Source organism: Polymorphospora sp. NPDC051019, assembly GCF_040683055.1.
Classification (GTDB): domain Bacteria; phylum Actinomycetota; class Actinomycetes; order Mycobacteriales; family Micromonosporaceae; genus Polymorphospora; species Polymorphospora lycopeni.
Genome location: NZ_JBFBCH010000013.1, coordinates 135624 through 162310, shown reverse-complemented (window position 1 = coordinate 162310; position 26687 = coordinate 135624). Strand labels below are relative to the sequence as shown.

Below are 26687 nucleotides of genomic sequence, written 5' to 3'. Positions count from 1 at the left end.
TGGCTGACGCCGCGCGGCGAGGTCGCCACGACCTGTGCCGGCCGATCCGGCTTCCTGGCCGGCAGCGAAAAGAACCACCACCTGGGCAGGTGGCATGGCTAGCGACCGCTAGCGATCCGCGCGCCGCCCACCCAGATCCGGGACCGGGCGGCGTTTCCGTTTCCGGACCTGCTCGACCAGTTCCTTTCCATCGACCTACGGGTGTAGCTCAACCGGCAGAGCACCGGTCTCCAAAACCGGAAGATGCGGGTTCAACTCCTGCTGCCCGTGCAACCGCCCCGGCCCCGGCCGGCGGCACGGCTCGTTGAGAACTCCACAGTGGATGGCACAGCACCGACGCCGCGCACGAGTGCGCCGCGTCGACATCGTGTTCCGGCCGCCGGCACATCCGCCGGCGGCCGGACGATCCGGAGCGAGGGAGACGGCAACCCGCGCGCCTTGGGAGCGCGAGACACCCCGTTCGACTCGGGGGTCCGGACGTAGGGGCTTGTGGCGCAGTTGGTAGCGCACCGGTTCGGCAGACCGGGGGTCGGCGGTTCGAATCCGCCCAGGTCCACGAGCGGTCGACCAGGACGACCGGCCGGGAAACCGGTACGGCACCTGGGCCAGACCGTGCGGCAGCCGGGTCGAGTCGCCGAGAAAGGCGTACCCGACCGCTTCCGTTTCGTCCTCGTAGCTCAGCGGATAGAGCACCGGATTACGGATCCGGGGGTCGGGAGTTCGAATCTCTCCGAGGACGCCGCCGGCACCGTACCGGGAGCCCGACACTCCGGTCGACGGCTCGTGCGTGGCTGTGGCTCGGCAGGTAGAGCGTCGCCTTGCCAAGGCGAAGGTCCCGGGTTCGAGCCCCGGTAGCCACTCCATCGCAGGTGCGGATCCTCCGCCCGCGGTTCACCCCGCCCTCGTAGCCCAACGGCAGAGGCCCGACGTTGAGGACGTCGACAGTGCGCGTTCGAATCGCGCCGAGGGCACGCACCATGCCGGCGCAGCACGACAGGCCGTGCAGCCGACTTGTAATCGGCAGGCAGCGGGTTCGAGTCCCGCCGCCGGCTCCACGCCCGGGTAGCCCAACGGCAGAGGCACGCCGCTCAGGACGGCGCCAGTGCGCGTTCGAATCGCGCTCCGGGTACGCGACAACGCAGCGCCACCAGGATTCGACTCCCGGCGGCGTCCGCCGCAGGGTGGAGGAGTTCGGTCGTCCTCGCCGGCCTCATAAGCCGGAGACCGCAGGTTCGAATCCCGCCCCTGCTCCCGTCCCGATAGCTCAGCAGGTCAGAGCGCCGCCCCGACACGGCGGAGGTCGCTGGTTCGACTCCAGCCCGGGACACGCCACGGTCGTATGCCCGAGTGGTCAGGGGACCGCCCGCAAAGCGGTAGACGCCGGTTCGAGTCCGGCTGCGGCCTCGACGCTGTGCCATCCGAGGTGGAGCAGCCGTCCCTGTTGGGACGCCCGGCGGCCGTGCCGGCCAGTGACTGGTCCGGCACGGCCGCCGAGGCGTCAGGTCAGCGGTTCGATCCAGATGTTGCGGTATTGCACGGTGTTCTGGTGATCCTGGAGGCGGATCGACCCGGTCGCCGGTCCTTCCGGGATGTTGCCGCCGGTCGGGCCGGTGATGGCGACGTCGTCGTGGACGAGTACGCCGTTCCAGACCACGGTCACCCGGGCGTTCTCGGTCTTGTTGCCCGCGCTGTCGTAGCGCGCGGCGCGGTACTCGATGTCGTACGTCTGCCAGGTCTCCGGTGGTGTCGCGGCGTTGACGTCCGGCGCCTTCTGCAGGTAGATCGCGCCGGCCTCGTTGTTGTCCAGGGTCGGGTCTCCGTAGGAGTCGAGGACCTGGATCTCGTACCGCTCCTGGAGGTAGACGCCACTGTTGCCGCGGTTCTGGCCGGTGACGTCCGGTGGCAGGAGCGGCACCTTGAACTCGACGTGCAGCCGGAAGTCACCGAACGCCTGCTTGGTGCGCAGGTCGCCGCCGAAGACCTCCATTGCGGCGCCGTCCACCCGCCGCCAGGTCGCGCTGCGCCCGTCGGTGTGCTGCCACTCCGACAGGCTGCCGCCGTCGAACAGGGTGATCCGTTCACCGGGTTTGCGTACGGTGATCAGGTCCAGGTTGACGTGTCCGGTGTCGGTCGCGTCCACCCGGTACTGGATCGCGTTGACGCCGCGGCGCAGCGTCAGCTGCTCGGTCTTGGTCGCCCACTCCTTCCAGGTGACCGTCGTGGGCAACACGGTCTGCTTGACCTTGCGGCCGTTGACGTAGACGCTGATCGTCTTGTCGCCCTGGAACGGGTTGGGGCCGTTGCTGTAGCGCAGCCCGACCTCGTACTCGCCGGCCCGCTTGACGTCGACGTGGACGGTGGTGGAGGCGTTCAGCCCGCCGAGGTTGTCCACGAACCCGACGCCCGAGTGGCCGGCGTGCTCGGTGTCGAACCCGGCGCCGCCCTCCCGGTTGCCCTCCTCGGCCTCGTAGAAGATCTGGTCCGGCTGCGCGCCCGGGATGGCGTTGAGGGTGTACCAGGCCTCGGTGCTCCACAGTTCCTCACCGTTGGACGCGGTGAACGAGCGCGGCGAGCGCAGGTGCACCACGCGGTTGGCCTGGAGACCGTCGACGGTCAGTGTCACCGTCTTGCGGTCGTTGGAGACCTTCACCCCGGTGACCGTCAGGGTCTCCTCGTCGACCTTCGGCCCGCCGTACGTGGGGGCCGGGGCGTAGCGCCACTGCTGGAGCCGGTAGCGCTGTGCGATGTCCTGGATGGTGGCGGTCGACAGCGGTCGGGTGTATTCGATCTTGAAGCCGATCGGGGTGGCGCTCATCGACTTCATGTCGAAGGTCCGGTTGTCGTTCGGCGTCAGCTTCTGCAGCCCGTACCGGAGCTTGCCGGCCTGGCCCCAGTTGCCGTCGGCGCCGAGCCCGCCCACGTAGATCGCGCCGTCGGGGCCGAGCGCAACCCGGTTGATGCCGGCCTCCAGCCCCTGGGTGTGCCGGAACACCGCGCCCTGGTACTCGCCGTGGACCTTCTCCAGGTACGCGCGCTGCAACCCGCCGTAGGTGACGTCGCCGATCAGGAACTGCCCGCGGTACGGACCCTTCTTGAGCAGCACCGGCGTGCTCGGCGAGTTGCCGATCTCGTTCTGCGGCAGCCACAGCACCGGCCGGGTCACCGGGTTGGCGTCGTACGGCCCGTCCGGATTGGTGTAGTGGTTGAAGAAGCGGTCCTGCTCGATCCGGACCAGCTTGGAGGCGGGCAGGTAGCCGCCCTGGTTGTCGGTGACGAAGAGTTCCTGCTCCGGTCCCCATCCGATGCCGTTCGGGGTGCGCAGGCCGCCGGCGACGTAGCTGATCTTGCCGGTGCGCCGGTTCACCACGACGCTGGTGCCGCGGTTGCCGACCGGCTGCGGGTCGGTGGTGGCGCCGCCGTAGTCGATCGCGACCGAGAGGTTGAGGTAGAAGTTGCCGCCCTTGTAGAGCAGCCCGAAGGCGAACTCGTGGAAGTTGCCGCCGTACGGCCAGGTGGCCACCGTACGGTGCTCGTCGGCGACCTCGTCGCCGTCGGTGTCGCGCAGTTCGGTTAGCTCGTGCTTCTGTGAGACGTAGATGGTGCCGTCGACCACCGCCACGCCCATCGGCTCCCGCAGCCCGCTGGCGACCCGCTTGTAGGTGACCTGGTCGGGGCCGGTCGCCCCGGTCACGTTCTCCACGATGTACACCTCGCCGAGCACCTGGTTGCTGCCGCCCCAGGTGGCAATGACCAGCCGGCCGTCGGGGGTCCAGTCCATGCCCGAGACCTGCGGCTGGAAGCCGTCCGGCCGCAGGTCGGTGAGGGTGTAGTCGGGGTGCACGGAATCGAGCGGAAGCCCGTCGCCCGGGGTGTCGGCGACACCCTCGCACTCCTTGCGTCCGGGCGAGACCACCCGCACCGCCTCGGCGTCCGTGCTCAGCACCGAGGTGGGTACGACGGCGAACCCGGCCGCGCCCGGCGGCTGCCACGACAGGGTGAGCTGCTGGCCGCCGCCGGCCTCGAAGTATTCGACCCGCAGCGCGTGGTGCCCCTCGGTCAGCGTGACGCTGCCGTCCTTCGACGTCGCGCCGTGCAGCCCGTCGTGGTCGACCACCACCGCGTCGTCGATGTAGAGGCGGGAACCGTCGTCGCTGGTCAGCCGGAACGTGTACGACCCGGCGGTGGGGATGTGGATGTAGCCGAGCGCGTGTGTGACGAAGTTGTTCTCCAGCCCGAATTCGTCGGCTGTGGACCAGTCGATGTCCGGCATCAGCTTGTCGATGTTCGGGGTCTGGCTCGGCTTGAGGGTGCAGATCTCGGTGAGTGGCACCCGCACGTCGTACGTACGTAGCGTCACCCCCGGCTGCTGGGGTGGCAGGTCCGCGGCCTGGGCGGCGGCCGGCGACGTGGCGACGACGGCCAGCGAGGCGAGCAGCGCGACGCCGAGCAGCATGGCCGGCCGGTTCGTTCGTGATGGGCGTGGAGACATTCCCTCCCCCTTCGACGGTGCCCTTGGGAGCCGCCGTCGGGACCATCGCCGAGGGCGCCTGCTCGGGGGACGAAGATGTTCCTCGATTGGCGGCTGGGGGAAATGATCGGCCACATTCGTCGAACCTGCAAGACCTTTGCGGCGTGGCAGTCAAACTTTTGCTATCGCGAGACGAAAGGTCTGGGGTTGGCGCCGCTGGCGGGACGCGGGACGGATCAGACCGACTCGAACTCCTGATCGACGCGCCCGGACGACCGGTCCCCGGGGCGGACGGGTGCCGGCCGGCCGCTCTTGAGGGTGAGCCGGATCGCCCGGTGGACGAGGAAGATCCCGAGCAGCACCATGAGGACGGCGACCGGCCAGCGCAGCGGGTCCGGGAAGTACAACGCGAGGAACCACAGCTTCAGATCGGCGCCGGCGAGCAGGATCACCGCCGGCACCACGCCCTGCGGGAGCAGGCAGAGCGGGCCGAGAACCCAGGAGAGCACCGCGACGAGACTCTCCCGCCCGGACAGCTTGACCTTGGGTACGTCGACCGGCGCCGCGACGGTCGTGGTCTTCGAGGGGTGCCCGGTACGCATCAGGAACAGCATCTCCGGGCCGGCGGCCCGCAGCCGCTCGATCGCGACCCGCCCCAACCACCAGCTGAGGAAGACGCCGGTGACCAGCCCGACCGGGCCACCGGCCCACCGCAGCGCGGCATTGTCGAACACGGTGCCGGCAACGACCAGGGCGACCGCCGGGACCGGTGGCAGCAGGGCGGCCCAGAACAGCACCTGGGACTGCCAGGTGCTCCCGGCCTGCTCGAGCGGGTTGTCCGGTCGCCGGTGCGCGTCCGGGCCGGGCGCCAGCGCGAAGACCGAGGCGTACCCGGCCAGGCCCACGCCGCCGCCGAGCAGGGCCGGCACCAGGGCGAGCAACCACGGCCACGCCCACGTGTATCCGCTCCAGATCGTGAGCCCGACCGTGACGGCGACCGTGAGGGGACCGAACACCAGCAGGTATGCCCACTGCCGGCCGCGCAGGTCCTCCCGTTCGGTGCTGGTCTGCAGGGTCAGCCACAGCGCGGTGCCGTCCGAGCCGTAGAGGTTGCAGACGACCGTGGCCGCCATCAACGCCAGGCCCGGCCCGGCCCACGGAAGCGCCGCCGTCCAACCCAGGGCCAGCGGCAGCAGCGCGGTTCCCAACGCCCACCCGAGGACGATCGCCAGCAGGTGAATCCGCCCCGGGTCCCGCCACCAGGTGCGCAGTTCCTTGCGTACGACGGCGGCGGTGCGGCCGGCGAGCACGGGCCCGGTGGCGGCCGGCACGTGGGCGCTCCCGCGGATCGTCGCCTGGCCGTGGCGGAACGAGCCCAGGGTACGGCTCCACCCGAGCAGCAGCAGCCCGATCAGCGCGACTATGGCCACCAGCACACCGGCCACGCGCCACCACTGCCCACTGTGGGCGGAGTCGACGGCGACCACGCCCCATCCGGACGGAACCGCCCGCACCACGGTCGAGTACGCCGACGGGAAACCGGTGGTGAGCACCTCCGAGTACGCGATCGCGACGACGACGACCCAGCCGGACTGGGTGAGTATCAGGAACGCGGCGAGCAGGAGCCCGGTGAACGCCGAGCCGACGCGTCCCCGGGCGATCAGGCCGATCACGCTGTGGGATGCGCGGGACAGCAGGACCACCAGCACCAGTTGCAGCGCGGCCGCGGGCACCGCGACGAGCGCCGGCAGCACGCCCTGCCGGATGCCATACACGACAAGGCTGACGAAGGCCAGCGCCGTCACCGCGGTGGTGACGCCGAGGAACGCGGCACCGAGCAGGCCGACCGCCAGCCGTCGGCGGGGCAACGGCAGCAGCGCGAAGTGGTCGACGCGCAGAACCGACGAGACGCCCCACAGCGGGCCGACCACCCACCCGAGCAACCAGACCAGGTATGCCGTCGCGAGCAGGTCGGGGACCACGCCGGGGCCGGCCGGGTCGAGCAGGCTGAGCCAGATGGTGGCGGCGGCGACCAGGAGGCCGAGCGTGCCGCCGACGACCATCAACGCGGCCCGGCCACCGGTCATCGAGTTCCGGATGATGGCCAGCTTCATCCGGATCAGGACGCCAACCACGACAGCCCTTCCGAGGCCCGGGCGTCACCGCCGGCCACCCGGACGAAGGTCTCCTCGAGGGAACCCCGGCCCCGGACCTCGTCCAGCGGGCCGGCCGTCACCACCTTGCCCTTGACCATGATGGCCACCGTGTCGCATAGCTGCTCGACGAGCGCCATGACATGGCTGGACAGCACCACCGAACCGCCGCCGGCGACGAACCGCGCCAGGATCTGCTTCAACGCCACCGCCGACACCGGGTCGACCGCCTCGAACGGCTCGTCGAGCACCAGGAGCCGGGGTGCGTGCAGCAGCGCGGTCGCCAGACCGATCTTCTTTCGCATGCCGGTCGAGTAGTCGACGACCAGTGTCCGTTCGGCGTGCGTCAGGTCCATCACGTCGATCAGCTCGTGGACCCGCGCGGTGACCGCGGCCGGATCGAGGCCGCGGAGCTGGCCGAGAAACGTGAGGAGTTCCCGCCCGGTCAGAGCCGCTCGGGCAACGCGAGGTTGTCGGGCAGCACCCCGATCAGGGCTTTGGCCCGTACCGGGTCGGACCACATGTCGGCGCCGAACACCGCCGAGCTGCCGGCGTCGGGGCGTAACAGCCCGACCGCCATCGACAACGCCGTCGTCTTGCCGGCGCCGTTCGGCCCGACCAGGCCGAAGAACGATCCCGCCGGGACGCTGAGGTCGACGTGGTCGACCGCGGTGGCGTCGCCGAAGGTCTTGGTCAGGCCGGCGAGGAGAAGCGCCGGGACCCCGTCCTCTGCCGGCCTGGGTGGGCCGGTGGCCTTCCGGATCGGTCTCGGCATCGCTGGCCTCGGCTGCCTCGGGGGAACCGCTGGGACCCCATCGTAAGAGGTTGTGCGGATAGACAGTCGGTCAAGGGTTTTGAGTCGGACGTCCATTCCACCTGTAGCGTGCCAGGACTGGCGTACCAGGCGCCGGAAGCAGGGACCCGAACACGGCGAGAGTCTCGAGCGGGGGACGCAGGAGCGGGGGGAGTCGTTTCGGTTGGCTCCGGTCGGGACTCACCCAATCGGGGTACCGCTGCCGTCCACGAGCACGATCTCTTGAGGTCTGACTTGCCGCGGTCGACAGGGTTACGGCCTGTGTCCTCTCCTCCGTACGGTGCCTTGACGATGATGCATCCGCCGATCACGAGGTTACGCAGGCCGAGTCCGATGGTCTCGTCGTTCGCCCTCAGCGCCAGGCGGTGGAGCTGCTCGGAGACGCCTGCGCTGATCCATTCGTCGCGCCTTGTCACCGACCCTTCTGGGACCAGTTCCAGGTGTTCCTTCCTGAACACACCGTGGTCCGCCCGTTGGGGCTGCCACCGACCCCGTGTCCCCGTCCGGGGCATCTTCGACAAGCTGCTGGCCCGCCTCGTCCTCGGCGGCACCTACCAGCAGCACGCAGACAAGTCCTGCTCAGCCACGACGATGCGCGCCAGGTGGGGAGTAGGAGCACGTGAGCTTCTGCTGATCGTTGGCGGAGCGAGCCGAGGGGCGCGCCGCCACGCTGCTTCCGGATGGCAGTGCGTGGCGGCGCGGTCTCCTACTCGGCCTGCTGCTGCAGCTCCGTCGTGGCCGAGGAACGGCTGATGACCACGGCACCGACGGCCAGCCCCGCGATGGCGAGCACCGCTGCGATCAGGAACGGGTCGCCCGCGTGCACCGCGGGGGCGAACCCGATGCCCACGTAGACCGCTACGCCGCTGGCCCCGCCGAGCTGGTCGGCTGCTCGCTGGACGCCGGAGGCGATCCCAGCGTCCTCGTCTGTGGCTCCGGTGACCGCGATGTACTGCAGCCCCACCAGCCCGAAGCCCATCCCGGCGGCGATCAGCAGCATCGCCGGCAGCAGCCACGCCGCCCCGGCACCCAGGGTTGCCACGAGCGCGATCACCGTCATCGCACCCGCGGCGGCTCCGAGGCCTGCCAGCACGCACGTGCGTGCTCCCCAACGGCCCAGCATCCGAGGCACGAGAACCGAGGCCGCGATCAGCGCGACGGCCAACGGCAGCATCGTGAGCCCGGCTCCCAGCGGACCGATCCCGAGCCGGTGCTGCAGGTAGAACGTGAATAGCAGGAACGATGTCGACAACGCCCCGCTGAGCAGCATCGTCGTCAGGTTCGCACTCATCCGTGCGCGGTTGGCGAAGAAGGTCAGCGGCACCAGCGGGTTCGGGGACCGCGACTCGATCCGCACGAACCCGGCGGCGGCCAGCACCGCACCGGCCAGCGCCACCAGGCTCACCCGCGGGCTCGTTCCGGGTTCGCCTGCCTCGACCGCGGCGTAGGTGAACAGCAGCGGGCAGGCGGTCAGCAGAAGCGCGCCCGGCAGGTCCAGCCGGGCCCGTTCACGGGAGGCGGGGCGGTCGGCCTGGACGAGCACGATCGCGGCCACGATCACGGCCAGGATGAAGGGCACCGAGATCAGGAAGATCCAGCGCCAGCCGAGGTGGGCGGTGATGATTCCAGAGAGGGCGAACCCGAGCACCAGTCCGCAGCTGGCGACCGCGGCCCACACACTCAAAGCCCGCGACCGGCGTGGACCCTCGGGGAACATCAGCACGATGGTGGCCATCGCGGCCGGCAGTGCGATGGCCTCGCCAGCGCCCTGCACGAGGCGCGCGACCACCAGAACGGCGAACGAGGGGGCCAGGCCCGCCAACAGTGATGCGGCGCCGAACAGGGTCGTGCCGACCAACAGCGTGCGGCGGCGGCCCAGCAGGTCGCCGAGGCGACCGCCGAGCATCAGAAGCCCGCCGCCGGTGATGGTGTAGCCGACCACTACCCAGGTCAGCGATTGGCCACCGACACCGAGATCCGCGCCGATCGAGGGCAGCGCGATGTTGACCACGGTCACGTCGACCGCGATGAAGAACTGCAGCATCGCCATCGCGCACAGCACGAGCCATGCGCGCATGGGAGACGGGCTTTGCCCACGGGAAGAAGAAACGCCTAAAAGCATCGAGTGCTCCGTCGCTCTGAAGAGTTTCCGAGCAGCACAAAGGGCCGCTCCGGACTGATCCCGAAGCGGCTGGACGTTCCATGTGGGTGGTGCTGTGAGTCGAACGTCCCGCCGCTAGCGGGACGTCCTGGTCACTGCCGCGCAAGCGGCCGAGCACGATGCGCCTGACATGCTGTTCAGCCTAGCAGCGGACACCGACCACCCAGAGGCGCGTCAGGAGCACCTATCCGCGCGACCCCTCTAAGTCGTAACTACCGCGCGCTTCAGTGAGTGTCCGAGGGCGGGACTCGCTACCGGGGCTCGGGTTTCGCCGGCGGTTGATCGCCCGGTGCGGCTGCTTCCGGGGAAGGCCCGCTCCGTGCCGCCCGGGACTGCCACGGCCAGCGCCCCTCGAGCTCCACCTCGAGGGTGAAGCTGAGAAGCGTACGGACGACGACGATCAGGGCGAGGACACCGACGCTGTGGAATGTCGGGGACACCGCCACCGTCCGGATGATGTCGCCGGCGACGAGCAGTTCCAGTCCCAGCAGGATCGCCCGCCCGACCCCCTGCCGGTACGACCGGTAGGCATCGCCCCGCTGGTGGTCCCGCCGGTAACCGCGCAGGAAGGCCACCGAGGTGACGAGCACGCCGACCGCGATGACGAGGACCCCGGCGAGGTCAAGCAGACCGCCGATCCACTGGACGACCTCCCTGGCCGACACCGCCACCCCCGGACACGAGCCGTACCGCTCCGGCACGTGGCCGCGCCGGGCGATACTCCACCATCGCCCATCCGGCGTACGGGCCAGGCGGGTTTCGCCATCTTCGGCTGAAGGGGCTGCCGGATTCGGTCGCGACCAGCTTGACAGGCAAGTGAGCGCTTGCCTATAACTGTGTGTGTGGAGGCGAACCCCGACCTGTTCAAGGCCCTCGGTGACGCGACGCGACGGATCATCCTGGACGAGCTGGCCGACAGGGACGGCCAGACGCTCTTCGAGATCTGCGGCCGGCTGACCATGAAGCATGGCCTGGCCTCCTCGCGTCAGGCGATCTCGCAGCACCTCGCGGTGCTCGAACAGGCCGGCCTGGTGCACACCCGGCGGCAGGGCCGATTCAAGTTCCACCACATCGACACGAGCCCGCTGCGCTCGATCGTCGCGCGGTGGCCCATTGACCGAGAGGAACCGAACCCGTGATTCGTATCAACATCACCAGCGTGCTCGTCGACGACCAGGCCAAGGCGCTCGCCTTTTACACCGAGAAGCTCGGGTTCATCAAGAAGACCGACGTGCCGGCCGGCGGGGCCCGCTGGCTCACCGTGGTGTCGCCGGCCAACCCCGACGGTGTCGAGCTGCTGCTGGAGCCGGACGGCCACCCGGCCGCAGGTCCGTTCAAGAAGGCACTGGTCGACGACGGCATCCCGTACACCCAGTTCGCCGTCGACGACGTGTACGCCGAGGTCGAGCGGCTCAAGGGCCTCGGCGTCGAGTTCACCCAGGAGGCGACCGACCTGGGGCCGGTGGTCACCGCCGTATTCGACGACACCTGCGGCAACCTGATCCAGATCGCCGCCATGAAGTAGCGGCGGCATCGCCGAGCGGGTGGCCAAGGGCGGAGAAGGCGATCCGATGCCTATCGGTCGATGCGTGGCGGTGCGGTGGGCAATTTCACCGCGATGCGGAGGCCACCCGCCGGGCGCGAGTTGATGGCCAGGGTTCCGTCGTGTGCGTCGACGATGCTTTTCACGATCGCCAGGCCGAGGCCGACCCCCGCGTGGTCGTTTCCCCGGATGCGTTCGGTGCCGCGTTGGAACGGCTCGGTGAGTGTCGAGACCAGCCTTGGTGAGAGCCTTTCGCCGGTGTTCTCGACAGCGAGCATGACCGATTCGGCGTGGACGGCGGTGCTGACCCACACCGCGCCATTGTCGGGGAGGTTGTGCGAGATCGCGTTGTGTACGAGGTTCGTGGCCATCTGCAGCAGAAGCGCCGCCGAGCCGACGGTGCGGGCGATGTCGCCGGAGATGTGGAGGAGGACTCCACGTTTCTCGGCCAGCGGCAGCAGCGTCTCGACCGCCTCCTCCACGACCAGGGAAAGGTCGACGGGCTCCCGGGCGAAGGATCTCTGGTCGGCGCGGCTGAGCAGCAGCAGCGCCTCGGTGAGTTCGATCGCCCGCCCGTTGACCGTGTGGAGGCGTTCGACCAGTTCACCGGCGTCTCGGGTCGGATCGTGACGTGCCACGTCGAGCAGGGCCTGGGTGATGGCGAGCGGCGTACGCAGTTCGTGGGAGGCGTTGGCCGCGAACCTTCGCTGTTCGGCGACGTGCGCTTCGAGGCGCGCGAGCATGGTGTCGAAGGCGTCGGCGAGCTCCCGGAACTCGTCGTCGCGGCCCGCCAGCCGGATCCGGTGGGAGAGGGATCCGTTCGCGGCCGACCGGGTGGCATCGGTGATGCGATCAAGAGGTGCGAGCATGCGGCCGGCGAGGATCCACCCGCCCAGGAGGCCGAACACGAGCAGGAACGACAGCACGGCGGCAGCCGCCGGGGTGAAGGCGCGTAGAAGGTCCGAGCGGTTGGGTACGAAGCCCGCGGTGGTGTTGATCGCACTGTCCGGCACGTAGCGCAGCAGGAACACCCACACGGCGGCGAGCAGCAGGACACCGGCGAGGACGAGGAACCCGGCGTAGCTCAGTGCGAGTTTGAGGCGAACGCTCATCCGGGTGACCTACCCACGGCCGGCTGCTTCGCCGTCGGTGCCCGGTCCCGCGTCGATGCGGTATCCGACGCCGGGCACGGTGGCGATCAGCCACGGCTCCCCGAGGCGCTTGCGCAGTGCCGAGACGGTGATGCGGACCGCGTTGGTGAACGGGTCGGCGTTCTCGTCCCACGCGCGTTCCAGCAGCTCTTCGGCGCTGACGACGCCACCTTCAGCCCTGACCAGGACTTCGAGTACGGCGAACTGCTTGCGGGTGAGTGCGACGTAGCGGCCGTCGCGGTAGACCTCGCGGCGAAAGGGGTCCAGCCGCAGGCCCGCGATCTCCCGTACGGGCGGCCGGTGCTGGGGGCTCCTGCGGTCGAGCGCTCTGATCCTGAGGACGAGTTCGCGGAGTGCGAAGGGTTTCGTGAGGTAGTCGTCGGCGCCGAGTTCGAATCCGGAAACCTTGTCGTCGAGCCGGTCGGCGGCGGTGAGCATGAGGATCGGCAGGCCGCTGCCGGAGGCGACGATGCGTGCCGCGATCTCGTCGCCGGACGGGCCGGGGATGTCCCGGTCGAGCACTGCGATGTCATAGGTGTTGATGCTCAGCAGCGCCAGAGCGGTGTCGCCGTCGCCGGCGATGTCCGCCGCGATCGCCTCCAGGCGCAGCCCGTCGCGGACGGCCTCCGCCAGGTAGGGTTCGTCCTCCACGATCAACACGCGCATGCCGCGATGCTACGGGTCGGCGTATATCGTCGGCATATCGGAAACCGCATACGGGCTGGCAACACTGTTCCGCCTCGACTGGAGGCATGAACCCCAGTGCACCAATGCGAACAGCACCCCGCCGGAGTCCGAAGACGGTTCTTGTCATTCTGGTGGTCGTCATCGCCGGGATCGCCGCGTCCATCGGCTACCGGTCGCTGACCTCGTCATCGTCGTCAGCCTCGTCACCCGTCGACGTACTGCTCGGGATCTGGGGGGAGGCGCCCGACGAGGCTGACGGGGTGATCCCCGACGGTGTGGTGGTGTCGGTGTTCGATGACCGGATTCCGTCGGTGGCGAACCTGGATCCGGATCTGCGCGATGCCCTTCGCCGGGCGGCGACGGACGCCGCCGGGAGCGATGTCGTCTTCCGGGTCAACAGCGGATGGCGGTCGCCGGAATACCAGGAACAGTTGCTCCGGGAAGCTGTCTCCGTGTATGGCTCGGCGGAAGAGGCGGCCCGCTGGGTGGCCACGGCCGAGACCTCCGCCCATGTCTCGGGCGACGCGATCGACATCGGACCGTTCGACGCCACGTATTGGCTTTCCCGGCACGGCGCCGAATACGGGCTGTGCCAGATCTACGGCAACGAGTCCTGGCACTTCGAACTGCGTCCGGAAGCAGTCGACCACGGCTGTCCACCCATGTATCCCGACCCCACCCACGACCCCAGGATGCACTCGGATGCACCGCCTTTCGGCGGCCCGCTCTGAAGCCGATCCCGGACGGGGATCGGGGCGAACTCACCGGCACGGCCGCCGTGTCACGGATGTGGCGGCCGTACCGTGACGAGCACGAACTACGGAAGTGGCGTCAGTAGTACATGAAGCTCGGGACCAGACCCGAGGACTGCGGCTGGGCGATGAGTTCGCCGGGGCCGATTCCGCCACCGTTCGCAACGGCGACCACATCGTAGACCGAGCCGTAATTGCCCATCCAGTGCCATCCCGGGGCCGCCGCGTCGGCCCGGGCCGAGCATTTCTTCAGGAGCGCGATCCCCTCCTCGACGGTGAGGATCTTTTCAGCGTCGGGCGCATTGCAGGTGGAGCTCGCCACGGCCGGCACCGTCGAATGAGAGGCATTGGCGGTCGACGCGGACAAGACCGCCGATCCGATGAGCAGCGCGAGGGGAGCGGCCGCCAGGGTCGCAATTCGCTTCCGGTGCATTGTTGACCTCCAAGAGAATTGGCAGGTGCCCGGGATCGGACACCAGAACCGAAGCTAGCCACGCCGCGGTGACCCGTCGTGAGTAGCGCGGTACTCAATCCGTGCGACCAGGGTCCGCGCCCCCGGAGTCGGGACGCTGTCGTCCGGCGGTGCCGTTGATGTCTTCTTTGGCATCCAAGGGCGTCAATGATGGCTACACTGGTGCCGCGACCAACGAGGTGTATTGCGGTGGGGGGCGGCATGGCGGTATCGCCCGGCGGTGACGGCCGACCTGACCCGGCTGCCGCGAGCACGGCGGCCGAGTTCGTGGAGGCCCTGCGGCGGTTGAAGAACTGGTCCGGGGTCGGCTTCCGACGGCTGGAGAGCCGCGCCGCCGCGGCCGGTCGGATGCTGCCACGCAGCACGGTGACGGCCGCCCTGGCGCGGGACACCCTTCCGCGGGAAGATCTCGTCGTCGCGCTAGTGCGTACCTGCGGCGGCGACGACGAAGAGGTGCACCGCTGGGTGACCGCCCGGCGCCGTCTCGCCGCGCTGCGCCCGGCCCCGGTGGCCGAACCCGCCCCCGGACCGGCCCCGGCCCGCTGCACCCTGCCCGCCGACCAGGCCGTGTTCGTGGGGCGGGACAAGGAGATCGAGCAGATCGTCAGCACGGTCGCCGACGCCGCACGGGCCGGGGAAGTGGTCAGCATCCATGCCATCGACGGCATGGCCGGCGTCGGCAAGACCACCCTGGCGGTGCACGTCGCGCACCGGCTCAAGGACCGGTTCGGCGACCGGCAGCTCTTCCTGAGCCTGCACGCCTACACCTCCGGCCGGCATCCCGCCGACCCCGCCGACCTGCTCGCGGACCTGCTGGCCGCCGACGGGGTGGACGCCCGGTTCCTCCCGCCGACCCTGGACGGGCGGGCCGCCCTGTGGCGCGACCGGATGAACGGCCGTCGTCTCCTGTTGGTCCTCGACGACGCCGCCAGCACCAACCAGGTCCTGCCGCTGCTTCCCGGGACGCCGGGCTGCCTGGTTCTGGTGACGTCACGCCGGATCCTGGCCGACCTTCCGGCGCCGGTGCCGATCGGGCTGGACGTGCTGTCCCCGGACGAGGCGGCCACGATGTTCGCCCGGCTGGCCGCGCGGGACGCCGGCCGGGAGGTCGCCGAACTGGTCCACGCCTGCGGACACCTCCCGCTGGCCATCTCCATCATGGCCAGCCTCTACCGGCGGCACCGATCGTGGACCATCGCCGAGCTGCGCCGGGAGATGCGGCAGCCGGCCGGCGGGCTGCTCACCCTGACCGCCGAACACCGCACGGTCGCCGCCGTGTTCGACCTTTCCTACCAACATCTTCCCGCCGGCCGGCAACGCCTGTTCCGGCTACTCGGCCTGCATCCAGGGGTCGAGTTCGACGGGTACGCGGTCGCGGCGCTCGCCGGCCTGCCGGTGCACGAGGCCGGGCTGCACCTGGACGAGTTGCAGCGTGACCATCTGCTGGAGGAGTCCGCCTACCGCCGCTACCGGATGCACGACCTGGTCCGGTCGCACGCGGTCCATCTCACTACCGCCGCCGACCCGCCCGAGACACGCGCCGCGGCGACCGGGCGGCTGCTGGCCTACTACCGCGACGCGGCCGCCCTGGCGGTGTCGGTGACCGATCCGCACGAACGGCGCCGCCGCAAGACGACGCCGGCCGACAGCCCGTTGCCGGACCTGCCGGACGCCGGCCATGCCGGCCGATGGCTCAAGAACGAGCTGGCGAACCTGCTCACGGCCGCCGCGCACAGCGGGCCGGACCGGCCGGAACCGGCGTGGGAGATGTCGGTCCTGCTCCACCGGCATCTGCGCACCCACGGCCAATACCAGGAAGCGGAGAGCCTGCACCAGCACAGTCTGGACCTGGCTCGACTCGCGGGAAACCAGGAAGCGGAGACGGATGCCCTGATCGATCTCGGCTACGTCCACCGGGCCCAGGGCCGGCACGAACTCGCCGAGGAACACTACGGTCTGGCGTTGCGGATCGCGCGGCGGCGGGGCGACCGGTCCGGCGAACTCTACGCGCAGCACGGGCTCGGCCACGTCAACTGGATGCGCGGGAACAACGAGCGATCGGCCACCCACTATGGACGGTCACTGGCGGTCGCCGCCGAGATCGGGGACCGGGGAGGCGAGCTGGCCGCCCTCAACGGGCTGGGCCACGTCGGCATGCTCCTCGGTCAGTACGAGCAGGCCGAGAACCACTACCGGCGGGCGCTACGGATCGCCGGCGATCTCGGCGACCGGTCCGGCGAACTACAGGCATTGACCGGGCTCGGCGTCATCCGGCTGAAACTGGGCGAGCTCGAACAGGCCCTGCGCCACTACGGGGAGGCGTTGCGGATCGCGCAGGACTCGGGCAACCGCGCCGGCGAACTCTACGCGCTGCACGGGCTCGGCCACGTCCGCTGGCTACTCGGCCAGCACGAGCCGGCCGCCGGGCACCAGACCCGGGCACTGCGGATCGCGCAGGACATCGGCGACCGCACCGGCGAGCTGCAGGCCCTGGTCGGCCTCGGGCACGCCCACCTGGCGCAGTGCCGGTTCGCGCCGGCCGACGAGTGCTATGAACAGGCGCTGCGCAAGGGCCGCGAACTCGGCAGCGCCAACTGGCAGTTCGAGGCACTGCAGGGCCTGGGCCGGTTGCGGCAGGCGATGGGACAGCCCGCGGTGGCTCTCGTCCAGCACCGGCAGGCGTTGCGGCACGCGACCGGCCTCGGCCAGTTGCCGGATCAGGCGAGGGCACACGACGGCCTGGCCCACGCCTACCTCGCCATCGGTGATCGCGAACTGGCCGGAAAGCACTGGCAGGTGGCCCTGGACCTGCTCGCCAAGCTGGGCACCGACCACACCGACGACGCGCAGACCACCGGTCCGCGCATCCGCGCCCAACTCGGCGAACTGCGGGGCGGCCGGTGACGACCACCCCGCAGCCGGCCGGGCTCACGGCACGAGGGTCACGTCGTAGTGCTGGAGTGCGCCGATCATCGGGTCGCCGGCCGGGCGCAGGAGTGGCGCGTACAGGACGGTTCTGAAACCCAACACCGGGGAGCCCGAAGGGGCGGCCGACGGGCACGTCGCCCGGTCCACGGCACTGTCCGTCGAGCCGCCGCCCACGATGATGCCGCGCCCCTGGAAGGACGGCCCGGCGAACACGGGACCGCCGCTGTCGCCGGGGCCCGCCGCGCAGCCGGCGTTGGCCCGGGCCCGGATCAGCGGGCCGACGGCGTCCGCGCAGCGGGCGCCGTTGACCCGGGCGAAGACGTTGACCGCCTCCACCACCAGATTCGAGTGCATGCCGGTCTCGGCTCCACTGGTGGTGACGAGGTTGCTGACGAAGTCGGATCCGGCGGTGACGCCGGTGTCCAGGCCGACGATCGCGCCGGCGGTCGAGTTCCACGCGCCGGTGTAGACGACGCCGGCAGCGCCCCCGGGCAGGTGGAGCAGCGTCGTGTCCCGGCAGTCGTGCGTACTTCCGGCCTCGACGCTGCCCGCCGGGTTCGGTAGGCCGGGGACGACGACGGTTCCGCCGCTGGGCCGGGTGCAGTGGCCCGCGCTGAGCATCAGGCGGGACGGCAGGGGCTGCCCAGCCCGCTTGACGGTGAACCCGGTGCTGCACCGTTGGCTGCCGATCGTGTACGCCGCTCCGCCCCAGAACAGCGGGCTGTCGCCTTGCCGGCCGGTCGCCTGGGGACGGGCGCCGGTCCGGACGGTCACCGGAACCCTGGCGGTGCTCAGGAGATCCCGCTGGCCCGCTTCCAGCGTGGTCCCCGTGACGGTCACGGTCAGGCCGCCGCCGTCGGCATCGGGCGCGGCCTCCGCGACCCGCTCGTCGCCGACGATCCGTCGGGCCTCGGCAGTCAGTTCCCGAAGGGTGTGCCGGGCGGGCCGGAACCGTACCGGCACCCCGGCGGTGGCCGCCTCCGCCAGGGCGGCGGGTGGGACGGTGCCCTTCCAGTGCACCAGCAGTTCGCGGCGGAGCGGGTCGGCGACGATGCTCGGATTGCCGGCGTCTCCGGCGCGCAGGATCCGCTCGGCGGCCGCGTTGAGCCGGGTCTGTAGTTCGTACACCTCGGCCCAGGACGCGAAGCCGGCCGGGGCGGCCTGGGTGGTCATCTGCGTCGTGACCGACGGCTGCGGCTTGGCGTGGGCCACCGCGGGTGTCGCCGCCAACAGGAGGGCCACGGCGGCGGCCATGACCGGTGCGGGCTTGAGTCTCATTCGGTCTCCTGCCTTTCACGTTCCGGCTTGATCGGCTGTCGGTCCTCGGGCGGGGCACCGCGTTACCAGATGCGGCGCCCCGCCAGGGAGCCGTCAGTCCACGACGGTGATGGTGTAGCGGACGCCGCCGATCGGCAGCCGGTCCGGAGGCGGCGGGCAGGGGGCGCCGGTGGGGCTGCACGGGATCGCGACGGACGTCTTGCCCTGGGCGATCTCGACGCCGTAGACACCCGCCGGTGTGCTGCTGCCGACCGTGAACCGGAGGTTGACCGTCACCCGTTCGACGGGATCGAGTGGCAGTTCCTCGATCCTCGCGGTCGTCGTCGACACCAGCCGGAGTTGGGTGGTGGTGCCGACCTGCTGGATCCCGCTGCCCCGGCGGCCCGCCTGGTGCCAGCGCTGGAACAGGACCGGGCCGAGGTCGACGACGATCTGCCCGCCGACGAGATGGAACGGTGTGCCGACCGGCCTGAAGATCAGGCTGGTGTGGGTGCGTACGAACTGGTTGTTGGCCATGGAGAACGACCGGTCCGCCGACTGGGATTTGCCGATCGCGATCGAGTTCACGTTGCGCTGGGCGATGTTGTTGTCGTTCGTGACGACCCTGTCATGGTCGGCCGGGTACGGCTTCAGTTCGTCTCCGTCGGCGTCCCAGAGCGCCGCGAGGCAGAAGTGGCCGGGACCCGGCACGTTGTCGAACTGGATCGGGATGCGGGTGACGCCATCGGCCGGTACCGCCACGTCCAGCTTGGTGGCGACGTTGACCCAGTCGGTGTTCCAGTTGGTGCCGCCACCCGGCTTGGTGCGCCGCAGTTCGAGGGTGCCGACGGCGTCGGTGGTTCCGGTGTTGGACAGTGTGATCCACACGTGGTAGCTGCCGCCGATCAGCAGTTGGTCCTGGCTGGTCGGGCACTCCACGGGTGGCACCGTGGGCGTCCAGGCGCAGACCTTGATCGCCGGGCTATGCCAGAACGGGGAGACGGTGGAGGGTTCGGCGCCGTTGTCGCTGAGGGTGTCCTGGATGAACACCTCGGAGGTGGCGTCCAACCCGACGTCGGAGCCGGCCGCGGTCGCTCCCGAGACCGTGAGCAGCAGCGCCAATCCGCTGGCCACCAGCCCGGCCCCGGCCAGCCGCCGCGGTCGCGGGAAACTCTTCAACATCGACAGCTCCTTCCTGTAGAAGCGGGCCTTCAGCGTGCGGCAGCAGGTGGACGGGCGGAGAGTGTCCGGCCGGCCCGGGTCAGTCCCGGTCCACCGGGCACACGACGGTGGCCGGTGTCCGAGTACGAGTACCCGGACACCGGCCACCGCGAGACGGACCCGCGCCGCGGGCGCATCACATGGTCAGGAGCGGCCGCCGACGGTCGAGCGTGCGGCGGCGGCGACCAGCGCCTCGACGTCGGCGGCCGTCAGGCGACCGTCGACCCGCAGGCCGTTCGCCTTGGCCGTGACGAACTCGACGTACTCCTGGTTGCCGCTCCACGTCCGGTCCCTCGGGTGGAGGATGTCGGTGTACGTGCAGCCGTTGCCGAGGTCCCCGTTGGCGACCCCGCTGTTGACGTTGCCGAGCCAGATCTTCCACCGCTTGTCCGAGCCGGGGCAGGCGTCGGGCGTGATGGTGACGATGACCTTGCCGATCTCCGACCGATTGCCGGCCAGGTCGATCGCCCGGAATTTCACCACGTGCCGGCCCGGGGCGCTGATGGTCAGCGGCGCCTTGTACCGGGTCCAGGCCTCGCCGTCGATGGCGTACTGGAGCACCCGGACGTCGGAGCCGCCCTCGTCGGCGCCGGTCAGCGTGACCGTCACCGGGGTGTGGTAGCTCCGGTTGTCGTCCCCGTTCGGTTCGTCCGGCGACAGCGTCGCCGCCGCCGTCGGCGGGGTGGTGTCGGCCGGCGGCTCGACCTCGAGCGTGAGTACGGCCGGGTTGTGGTCGGCGGCCTTGTGCCCGTCGGTGCCGAACCGGTCGGCGTAGTCGGTGTTGATCGGCGCGTACCGGAAGTCGACCACCGTGTCGTCCAGCCCGTCGGTGACCAGCACGTGGTCCAGCGTCTGCAGGACGCCCTGGTAGTGCGAGCTGTACCGGAATTCCGCCGGGCGCTGCCCCAGAGGTTGGTGAGCGTCGAACCGGTCTGCAGGTACTGGACGGATTCGGCGGCGTGGGCCGGCGCGCCGGGAAGGGCGCCGACGGCCGTGGCGGCCAGGGCCACGGCACAGGCGAGACCACGATGGACGGATCGCATCGCCAATGTCCTTCTGGGACGGTCGCGGGTCGAAACGTCGGGGACGTCGGCAGCCAAGCGCCAGCGCGTGGCAGGGACGCGAACACCGCTCGGACGCCGACCGACAGGTGCGACACAACGACGCCGGCTTGAGATCAGTGCCGTACTCTTCCGCGAATCGACCGGTAACCCGCATAGGCGGCCATAACCCGCCCGGTGCCGGGCGGGTACTGTCCGTCGTCTTCGATGGCGAATGCGTTCATGGACCCGGTGGGGCCGCGCGGGTGCCCGGGGTGCCGCCGATCACCCGCGACCGCGCGTGGGGTGGACCGGCCACATCCCGGGCACCGCGACGCCCGCCGCTCCGGCTATGCGGGCAGTACCGGGCAGTCCCAGACCCGGTGCCGCCAGTTCCTGCGGTCGTGCAGCGCCACCCGGTCCGGCAGAGTCCCGAAGTCCAGCGTCCGCTCCTCGGTCCAGCCCTCGAACCGGTACTCGTCGGGGCCGACCCGGACCAGGAGGCACTCGACGCCCTCCGCCGTGCGCAGCAGCGGGCCGTCCGGACCGGCGGTCACCTCGGTACGCACCCCGTCGGTATCGCCGACCGGCGCGTCGGTGACGTGGGCGAGCAGGTCTTTGCCGAGCACGGCCGGCAGCAGGAACGGCCGGACCTCCAGCGCCGGATCCGCGGGCTGGCGCGGCCGGTTGCTCACGTACGAGATCGATTCGAGATTCCCGCGGAACCGGTCGGGGAAGAGTCCGACCATCGCGTCGTTGACCATGCAGTCCACCACCAGGTGGATCCTGCGGCTGGACCCGCCGTTGCGCAGGTAGTGCGGCAGGGCGAAGTTGGCGTACCAGAGTTCGCCCGGGCGCCAGTGGTAGCTGCGGTCCTCGATGAACAGCAGCGCGTCCGGGTTGGTCACGATCGGGACGTGCAGTCGAAGCTGTCCGTAGCCGAAGCCGATGAACTCGTCCGTGTGCTCGTCGAGGCTGGCACCCGGGTCGAGCGCGAGCAGGCGGACGGCGCGCAGTTCCCCGGGGATGCGGCCGAGCAGCCGCGCGAACGCCGGCATCCGGGCCAGCGCCGGGGTCGGGGCGAATCGCACCGTCCCGGGTCCGCCCGGGTCGGTCCGGTCCGCCCGGCCACCGGGGCTGTGCAGCGGGAAGCAGGTCCAGCCAGCGGCGATCGGATCTCCGACCCGCCCGGCCGAATAGGGGCGTTGATGGTCCCACGGCCCCTGGGCCATGGCGAGCAGGTCGTCTCGCAACGGTGCGGGGTCGATGTCGGTCGTGAGGCGTACGGCGGCTGCGTCGCCGCGCAGTGCCGGCGGAGGTGGCGGGAGTGCGGTCATTGGGCATCCTCGGTCTCGGGCCGGAAGACGCGACGGGGCTCTGCGGTCCCGACATGGGTCGGTCCGGCGGCGGTGATCGATTGGGCGCACGACGGTCCGGTGGTGGTCGACGGGCACGCAGATGGTGGTGACCGGGCGGCGTGCCGCCGCATGGCCATCTCGCACCCGCGGCGGCACGCCTGTTTCGATCAGTAGTAGTGACGCATGGCGAGGACCCCTCTCTGTCGATGGACAAGCGGGGCGGAAGGGGGCGTCCCCTGACGCCCCGGATAACCCTTCGCTCCGTCGGCGCGTTGCACTGAGCGTCCCGAGGAGTTGCCGCCAGGGTTACCCTCGCGAGCGATGGGTGTCAATGCCGGTCGTCGTAGATTTTTCATGTTATGAACGACGAGCTGTTTATATTTGCCATCATCGATGGCGGGGTGAAGGATGCGGTTATCGCCATCGGGGATGTCCGCGTACTATCGCGACCCACCGACGCTCGAATCTGCCGATGTGGCGGCACGCCCGGGATCCACGGGTGCCACGCACGGGGACGGACGGATTTGCGGAGGCAGGAGATGAACATCATTGGCGAAGAGGTGCAGGATGCGGCCGGCGCCCCGGATGTCGCGGGCGGCGAACTCTTCGATCCGCTGTCGCCCGAATTCATCGACAATCCCTATCGGACCTACCGAGAAATGCGTTCGGTGGACCCGGTGCACTGGCACGCCGGGCTCTCGGCCTGGATCCTCACCACCTACCGCGACTGCCGGCGGGTCGTCGAGGACTCCACCACCTTCGCCGCTGACTACCGCCGGGCCGGGGTGCCGATGGAGCCCCAGACGATCACGGTCCAGACCCTCGACCCGCCGGACCAACTCCCCGTCCGCCGTCTGCTCGCCGAGGCGTTCCGGGCCCAACGAACACCGGCGATCCGGCGGGAACTGGTGCCGTTCGTCCGGGGCAAGCTCGCGGAACTCGCCCGCCGCGAGGAGTTCGACCTCGTCGCCGAGCTCGCGGTACCGCTCGCCACCTTCGCCATGAGTGGAGTGTTCGGCGGCGACCTGGCCCGTGGCGACGAGTTCCGTACGGCCTCGACAGCGGTGGTGCGAAGCATGATCGCCGGCGTTGCGCCGGAACGGGAACGGCCGGGGCTCGAAGCGCGGGCACTGCTCGCCGACCTGATCCGTACGGAGTACGAACGTGGGCCGACAACGGGCATCCTCGGCTTCCTGTATCGCGGGAACGCGCACCATGCCGTCGGGACCGACCTGTTGACCAATTCGCTGCGCGCGGTCCTGCTGGCCGGACTCAACACCGGGCAGCGCTTTCTCGGAAATTCCGTGCACGGCCTGCTTCAGCAGCCGGGAAGAGTGCGGGAATTCGCCGGGATGCCGGCACGCGAGCGGACCACCGCGCTGCATGAGCTTCTCCGCCACGACACTCCTTTCCAGGCGCAGGAGCGAATTGTCACCACAGACGCCCGGATAGGTGGACGTCAGGTCCGGCGCGGCGATCGGGTGGTAGTGCTGTTCGGGGCAGCGCACCGTGATCCCGCAGTTTTCGCCGAACCCGACGAACTCGTGCTCTCCCGTACACCGAATCCCCATTTCGGATTCGGTCGCGGCGTGCACGCCTGCCTGGGCGCGGCACTCGCCTTCGCGGAGGCGGACGTACTGCTGTCCGAACTCGCGACCCACCCGGCGGTTCGGCTCGCGGCACCACCGGTGCGCGAGCCGAACCCGACGCTTCGCGGGCTCGCTACGCTACCGGTACGTCTCGGAACCGATGACTGAACCGCGCGCGGACTCACCCGCCGAAGGCATCCGCGAGCCGGTCCAACGCCTGCGCCAGCAGCGGGCGCGGCAGGGCGAAGTTGAACCGCGCGAAGCCTTCGGCGGCGAAGGGTTCGCCGTCGGAGAGTTGGACCCGGGCCCGGGCCAGCAACTCGGCGGCGGGCGCGGCGGCGAAGCGGGTCCGCCGCAGGTCCCACCAGGCCAGATAGGTGGCCTCCGGTGGCCGGCACCGGACGCCTGGCAGCCGCGGCAACGCGTCGAGCAGATCGGTGCGGCGGGCGGCGAGGTACCGCACTACGTCGTCCATCCACCGGTCGCCCTGCCGCCAGGCGGCCTCGGCGGCCACCGCGCCGAGCAGGCTGGCTGTCGCCCCACGGGTGTAGCGGCGATGGGAGATGGCCGCGTGCAGGTCGGCATTTGGCGCCACGGCCAGCGCGTGGCGCAGGCCGGCGGTGCCGAACGCCTTGCTGGTCGAGGTCAGCGTAACGGTTCTGGCCGCGACCGCGTCGCCGAGCGACGCCGTCGGCACGTGCCGCACGCCGGGCAGCGTCACGTCGGCGAAGACCTCGTCGCTGATCACCCACCCGTCATGCGCGGCCACCAGCTCCGTCAACTCCCGCAGTTCGTCCGCCGACCAGCACCGACCGGTCGGGTTGTGCGGCGAACAGAGCAGCAGCAGGCGCGCGCCGTCGCGCAGCGCGGCCGCGACGGCGCCCAGGTCGAACGCGTCCCGGCCAGATCCGTCGACGGTCAACGGCACCGGCAGTGGCCTACGGCCGAGGTCCCTTACGGCGAGCAGGAACGGCGGGTACGTGGGCACCGGCACGATCACCGGTTCACCTGCGGCGGTGAGCAGGTCGATGCAGGCGGCCATCGCCGCCACCACGTTGCCGTGCGCGCTGGCGTAGCTGACGTCCGGCTCCCAGCCGTACCGGCGGGCGGACCAGCGCGCCCAGGCGCGGGCGGGAGCGGCGTCCTCGTACGGATGCCCGAGGTCGTTGCTGTCGAGCGCCGCCCGTACGGCCGCCGCAACCGGCGGAGCGATCGGGAGATCCGGGTCGGCCACCCATGCGGGCAGGACGCCGGGCGCGGTCTCGCCCCACTTGGCACCGCGCTTGCGGCGCAACCGGGCCTCGGTCAGCGCGTCGGCCAGCGCCGCGAACTCCGAGGACCCGCTGGGGGAAGGAGCCGACAGTTGTCCGACCTGATGTTCCATGACTCGTCTCCCCGAGATCGTGACGAGGTGCCGAGATGATCGATCCGGCCCCCCACATAAAGAAGACTATCGATGTCTTTCGGATCGTCAACGTCCCCGTGGACCGGCCCGACCGGGCACGACGACACGATGGGCCGGCGCGACGGGCGGGTACGCGCCGATGAGCCGGCCACGGACCGTCGACTGGGCCGCAGTCGCCGACGAACTGGAGCAACTCGCGCGGGTGCGGTCCGCGTGGCAGCGCGCCGCGGCCCGCTGGCTGGCGGAGCTGACGGCGGACTCACCGCCGCGCCGGATCCTGGACGTGGGATCGGGCCCCGGGGTGACCACCTGCCTACTGGCTCGGCAGTTCCCGGAGGCCGAGGTGCTCGCGGTCGACGTCCAGCCGGAACTGCTGGCCCGTGCTGCCGCCCTGGCCGGTCGCCTTGGCCTCGACGCGAGGGTCCGCACCCGGCGGCTCGACCTCAACGACGTCACCGAACTGCCCACCGCCGACCTCATCTGGGCGAGCAGCGTGGTGCACCACTTCGGCGACCAGGTCGCGATGCTCGCCCGGTTGGCGAGCAGGATCTCGCCCGGCGGTCTACTGGCGGTCGCCGAGGGCGGCCTGCCGAGCCGCTTCCTTCCCCGCGACACCGGGATCGGCCGGCCCGGACTGCAGGCCCGCCTTGACGCGCTCATGGAGGACTGGTTCACCGAACGGAGGCATGCCGCACCGGGCAGCGTGCGGCGCGTCGACGACTGGCTCGCCCTGCTCGCGGCGGCCGGCCTGCGGCCCCGCCGCAGCCGCACCTTCCTGGTCGACCTGCCCTCCCCGCTGGACGACGAGGCCCGCGACCACGTCCGTTCGATGCTCGCCCGGCTACGGGACCTGCTCGCCGACCGGATCGAGGCCGACGATCGGGCACAACTGGAACGGTTGCTCGACCCGCGCGCGGACGAGGGAGTGCTGCGCCGGCCGGACGTCTTCGTGCTCGCGGCCACGACCGTGCACATCGCACATACGCCCGCGACCCCGCCGCGGCCCCGGACGCCCGCCGCACGCGCGACGCCATGACCACCGGAACGACCCGACGACGGAGCGGACAGATGGAGAACACCCTCGAACCACCGGTCTATGCGGACACCGATCCGCGACAACTGCACCAGGACGCCGCCGGCCTCTTCGCGAACCTCGTCGCCGGTGTGGCGCCACGGCAGTGGACCGGCCCGACCGGCTGCCCGGACTGGGACGTACGCGGTCTCGTCAACCACGTCGTCAACGGCAACCTCCGGTTCCTGGCGATCGTCACGAACCGGCCCGTACCCGACCGCGACGAGTTCGTGCTCGGCGAGAACCCGCTCGCGGCGTTCCGCGGCACCCTCGCCCCGCTGGTCGCAGAGTTCGCCCGCGACGGCGTGCTCACCGGAGAGTTCGTCACCCCGGGCGGGCCGGAACCCGGCCGCCAACTGGTGCAGACCCGCTTCATCGAACTGCTCGTACACGGCTGGGACCTGGCCCGGGCCACCGGCCAGGACACCGAACTCGACCCGGCGCTCTGCCGGGCCTGCCTCGACATCCTGCGCCGCCGCCGGCTGCCGCGCGGCCCGGACCGGCCGTTCGCCGAGGAACGGCCCACCACCGGCGACCTTCACCCGGCCGACCGGCTGGCCGCGTTCGCCGGCCGCGCCGTCACGCCGATCCCGCAATCGGGGCGGTGACCGCGCCC

The 26687-nt window shown here is 70.6% G+C and carries 19 protein-coding genes, 10 tRNA genes and 3 pseudogenes; 18 read left to right on the top strand and 14 right to left on the bottom strand.

The genetic code is table 11. The annotated features are described in order from the left end of the window. Window positions 1-197: 197 nt before the first annotated feature. The 10 genes from AB0M79_RS22890 to AB0M79_RS22845 all read left to right on the top strand — a co-directional run bounded on the left by AB0M79_RS22890 (window position 198) and on the right by AB0M79_RS22845 (window position 1404). Window positions 198-270, top strand: a tRNA-Trp gene (locus AB0M79_RS22890). Between the two features lie 213 nt (window positions 271-483). After that, window positions 484-556: transfer RNA gene (locus tag AB0M79_RS22885), tRNA-Ala, on the top strand. Window positions 557-666: 110 nt separating this feature from the next. After that, window positions 667-739: transfer RNA gene (locus AB0M79_RS22880), tRNA-Arg, on the top strand. Window positions 740-787: 48 nt separating this feature from the next. Then, a tRNA-Gly gene (locus AB0M79_RS22875) sits at window positions 788-863 on the top strand. Between the two features lie 35 nt (window positions 864-898). Then, window positions 899-971: transfer RNA gene (locus AB0M79_RS22870), tRNA-Leu, on the top strand. Between the two features lie 8 nt (window positions 972-979). Then, a tRNA-Thr gene (locus AB0M79_RS22865) sits at window positions 980-1055 on the top strand. Window position 1056: 1 nt separating this feature from the next. Further along, window positions 1057-1129 (top strand) — tRNA-Leu (locus AB0M79_RS22860). Window positions 1130-1175: 46 nt separating this feature from the next. Continuing rightward, a tRNA-Met gene (locus AB0M79_RS22855) sits at window positions 1176-1251 on the top strand. Window positions 1252-1253: 2 nt separating this feature from the next. Continuing rightward, window positions 1254-1327 (top strand) — tRNA-Val (locus AB0M79_RS22850). 6 nt (window positions 1328-1333) lie between these two features. Next, window positions 1334-1404, top strand: a tRNA-Cys gene (locus AB0M79_RS22845). Window positions 1405-1498: 94 nt separating this feature from the next. Here the strand turns inward: AB0M79_RS22845 and AB0M79_RS22840 are convergent. The 4 genes and pseudogenes from AB0M79_RS22840 to AB0M79_RS22825 all read right to left on the bottom strand — a co-directional run. Then, window positions 1499-4489 carry a family 16 glycoside hydrolase gene (locus AB0M79_RS22840; RefSeq protein ID WP_364217100.1) on the bottom strand — a complete coding sequence of 997 codons (2991 nt, stop codon included), beginning with the start codon at window positions 4487-4489 and terminating at the stop codon, window positions 1499-1501. A gap of 215 nt (window positions 4490-4704) precedes the next feature. Next, complete coding sequence (locus AB0M79_RS22835) at window positions 4705-6582, bottom strand: hypothetical protein (protein ID WP_364217097.1); 1878 nt, start codon at window positions 6580-6582, stop codon at window positions 4705-4707. Between the two features lie 5 nt (window positions 6583-6587). Further along, a pseudogene (locus AB0M79_RS22830) lies at window positions 6588-7396 on the bottom strand (ABC transporter ATP-binding protein). 133 nt (window positions 7397-7529) lie between these two features. After that, window positions 7530-7848 (bottom strand): annotated as a pseudogene (locus AB0M79_RS22825) (IS5/IS1182 family transposase); the annotation flags it as partial. A gap of 57 nt (window positions 7849-7905) precedes the next feature. Between AB0M79_RS22825 and AB0M79_RS22820 the strand changes: the two are divergent. Continuing rightward, a pseudogene (locus AB0M79_RS22820) lies at window positions 7906-8038 on the top strand (IS5/IS1182 family transposase); the annotation flags it as partial. A gap of 103 nt (window positions 8039-8141) precedes the next feature. On the opposite strand, the gene AB0M79_RS22815 reads toward AB0M79_RS22820, so the two are convergent. Together AB0M79_RS22815 and AB0M79_RS22810 are read right to left on the bottom strand one after the other, a co-directional pair. Next, window positions 8142-9512: an MFS transporter gene (locus AB0M79_RS22815; RefSeq protein ID WP_364217094.1), complete on the bottom strand. Its 1371-nt coding sequence runs from the start codon at window positions 9510-9512 to the stop codon at window positions 8142-8144. Between the two features lie 335 nt (window positions 9513-9847). Next, entirely contained in the window at window positions 9848-10261 is a 414-nt protein-coding gene (locus AB0M79_RS22810; protein ID WP_364217091.1) for a DUF1622 domain-containing protein, read from the bottom strand. Between the two features lie 177 nt (window positions 10262-10438). Here AB0M79_RS22810 and AB0M79_RS22805 point away from each other — a divergent pair, with 177 nt between their 5' ends. Together AB0M79_RS22805 and AB0M79_RS22800 are read left to right on the top strand one after the other, a co-directional pair. Then, the gene (locus tag AB0M79_RS22805) at window positions 10439-10735 is read left to right on the top strand and encodes a metalloregulator ArsR/SmtB family transcription factor (RefSeq protein WP_357542821.1); all 297 of its coding nucleotides are present in this window, start codon (window positions 10439-10441) and stop codon (window positions 10733-10735) included. Further along, window positions 10735-11121, top strand: a complete 387-nt coding sequence (locus tag AB0M79_RS22800) for a VOC family protein (protein ID WP_357542931.1) — start codon at window positions 10735-10737, stop codon at window positions 11119-11121. The genes AB0M79_RS22805 and AB0M79_RS22800 overlap by 1 nt, the downstream gene beginning before the upstream one ends. A gap of 50 nt (window positions 11122-11171) precedes the next feature. Here AB0M79_RS22800 and AB0M79_RS22795 read toward each other — a convergent pair whose 3' ends face one another. Next, on the bottom strand, window positions 11172-12251 hold the full coding sequence (locus tag AB0M79_RS22795; protein ID WP_364217087.1) for a HAMP domain-containing sensor histidine kinase: 1080 nt from the start codon (window positions 12249-12251) through the stop codon (window positions 11172-11174). A gap of 9 nt (window positions 12252-12260) precedes the next feature. Continuing rightward, a complete protein-coding gene (locus AB0M79_RS22790; protein WP_357542825.1) occupies window positions 12261-12956 on the bottom strand; it encodes a response regulator transcription factor in 696 nt (231 codons plus the stop codon). 281 nt (window positions 12957-13237) lie between these two features. On the opposite strand from AB0M79_RS22790, the gene AB0M79_RS22785 reads away from it, so the two are divergent. Next, window positions 13238-13708: a M15 family metallopeptidase gene (locus AB0M79_RS22785; protein ID WP_364217083.1), complete on the top strand. Its 471-nt coding sequence runs from the start codon at window positions 13238-13240 to the stop codon at window positions 13706-13708. Between the two features lie 100 nt (window positions 13709-13808). Here the strand turns inward: AB0M79_RS22785 and AB0M79_RS22780 are convergent, their stop codons facing one another. Further along, complete coding sequence (locus AB0M79_RS22780) at window positions 13809-14162, bottom strand: hypothetical protein (protein ID WP_357542829.1); 354 nt, start codon at window positions 14160-14162, stop codon at window positions 13809-13811. Between the two features lie 240 nt (window positions 14163-14402). On the opposite strand from AB0M79_RS22780, the gene AB0M79_RS22775 reads away from it, so the two are divergent. Continuing rightward, a complete protein-coding gene (locus AB0M79_RS22775) occupies window positions 14403-17105 on the top strand; it encodes a tetratricopeptide repeat protein (RefSeq protein ID WP_364217079.1) in 2703 nt (900 codons plus the stop codon). Between the two features lie 24 nt (window positions 17106-17129). On the opposite strand, the gene AB0M79_RS22770 is transcribed toward AB0M79_RS22775, so the two are convergent. The 4 genes from AB0M79_RS22770 to AB0M79_RS22755 all read right to left on the bottom strand — a co-directional run bounded on the left by AB0M79_RS22770 (window position 17130) and on the right by AB0M79_RS22755 (window position 21984). Continuing rightward, on the bottom strand, window positions 17130-18407 hold the full coding sequence (locus AB0M79_RS22770; protein WP_364217076.1) for a hypothetical protein: 1278 nt from the start codon (window positions 18405-18407) through the stop codon (window positions 17130-17132). A gap of 93 nt (window positions 18408-18500) precedes the next feature. After that, window positions 18501-19568: a hypothetical protein gene (locus AB0M79_RS22765; protein ID WP_364217073.1), complete on the bottom strand. Its 1068-nt coding sequence runs from the start codon at window positions 19566-19568 to the stop codon at window positions 18501-18503. A gap of 183 nt (window positions 19569-19751) precedes the next feature. Beyond that, window positions 19752-20447 (bottom strand): chitobiase/beta-hexosaminidase C-terminal domain-containing protein, encoded by a 696-nt coding sequence (locus AB0M79_RS22760; protein ID WP_364217070.1) that lies wholly within the window; start codon window positions 20445-20447, stop codon window positions 19752-19754. Between the two features lie 550 nt (window positions 20448-20997). After that, entirely contained in the window at window positions 20998-21984 is a 987-nt protein-coding gene (locus AB0M79_RS22755) for an aspartyl/asparaginyl beta-hydroxylase domain-containing protein (RefSeq protein WP_364217067.1), read from the bottom strand. Window positions 21985-22364: 380 nt separating this feature from the next. Between AB0M79_RS22755 and AB0M79_RS22750 the strand changes: the two genes are divergently transcribed. Then, complete coding sequence (locus tag AB0M79_RS22750; protein WP_364217064.1) at window positions 22365-23762, top strand: cytochrome P450; 1398 nt, start codon at window positions 22365-22367, stop codon at window positions 23760-23762. A 13-nt stretch (window positions 23763-23775) separates the two neighbouring features. On the opposite strand, the gene AB0M79_RS22745 is transcribed toward AB0M79_RS22750, so the two are convergent. After that, a complete protein-coding gene (locus tag AB0M79_RS22745) occupies window positions 23776-24978 on the bottom strand; it encodes an aminotransferase class I/II-fold pyridoxal phosphate-dependent enzyme (protein WP_364217061.1) in 1203 nt (400 codons plus the stop codon). A 160-nt stretch (window positions 24979-25138) separates the two neighbouring features. Here AB0M79_RS22745 and AB0M79_RS22740 point away from each other — a divergent pair, with 160 nt between their 5' ends. Together AB0M79_RS22740 and AB0M79_RS22735 are read left to right on the top strand one after the other, a co-directional pair. Then, window positions 25139-26035, top strand: a complete 897-nt coding sequence (locus AB0M79_RS22740; RefSeq protein ID WP_364217058.1) for a class I SAM-dependent methyltransferase — start codon at window positions 25139-25141, stop codon at window positions 26033-26035. A 32-nt stretch (window positions 26036-26067) separates the two neighbouring features. Continuing rightward, window positions 26068-26679, top strand: coding sequence for a TIGR03086 family metal-binding protein (locus AB0M79_RS22735; RefSeq protein WP_364217055.1), 612 nt, complete (start codon window positions 26068-26070; stop codon window positions 26677-26679). The last annotated feature ends 8 nt before the right edge of the window (window positions 26680-26687 follow it).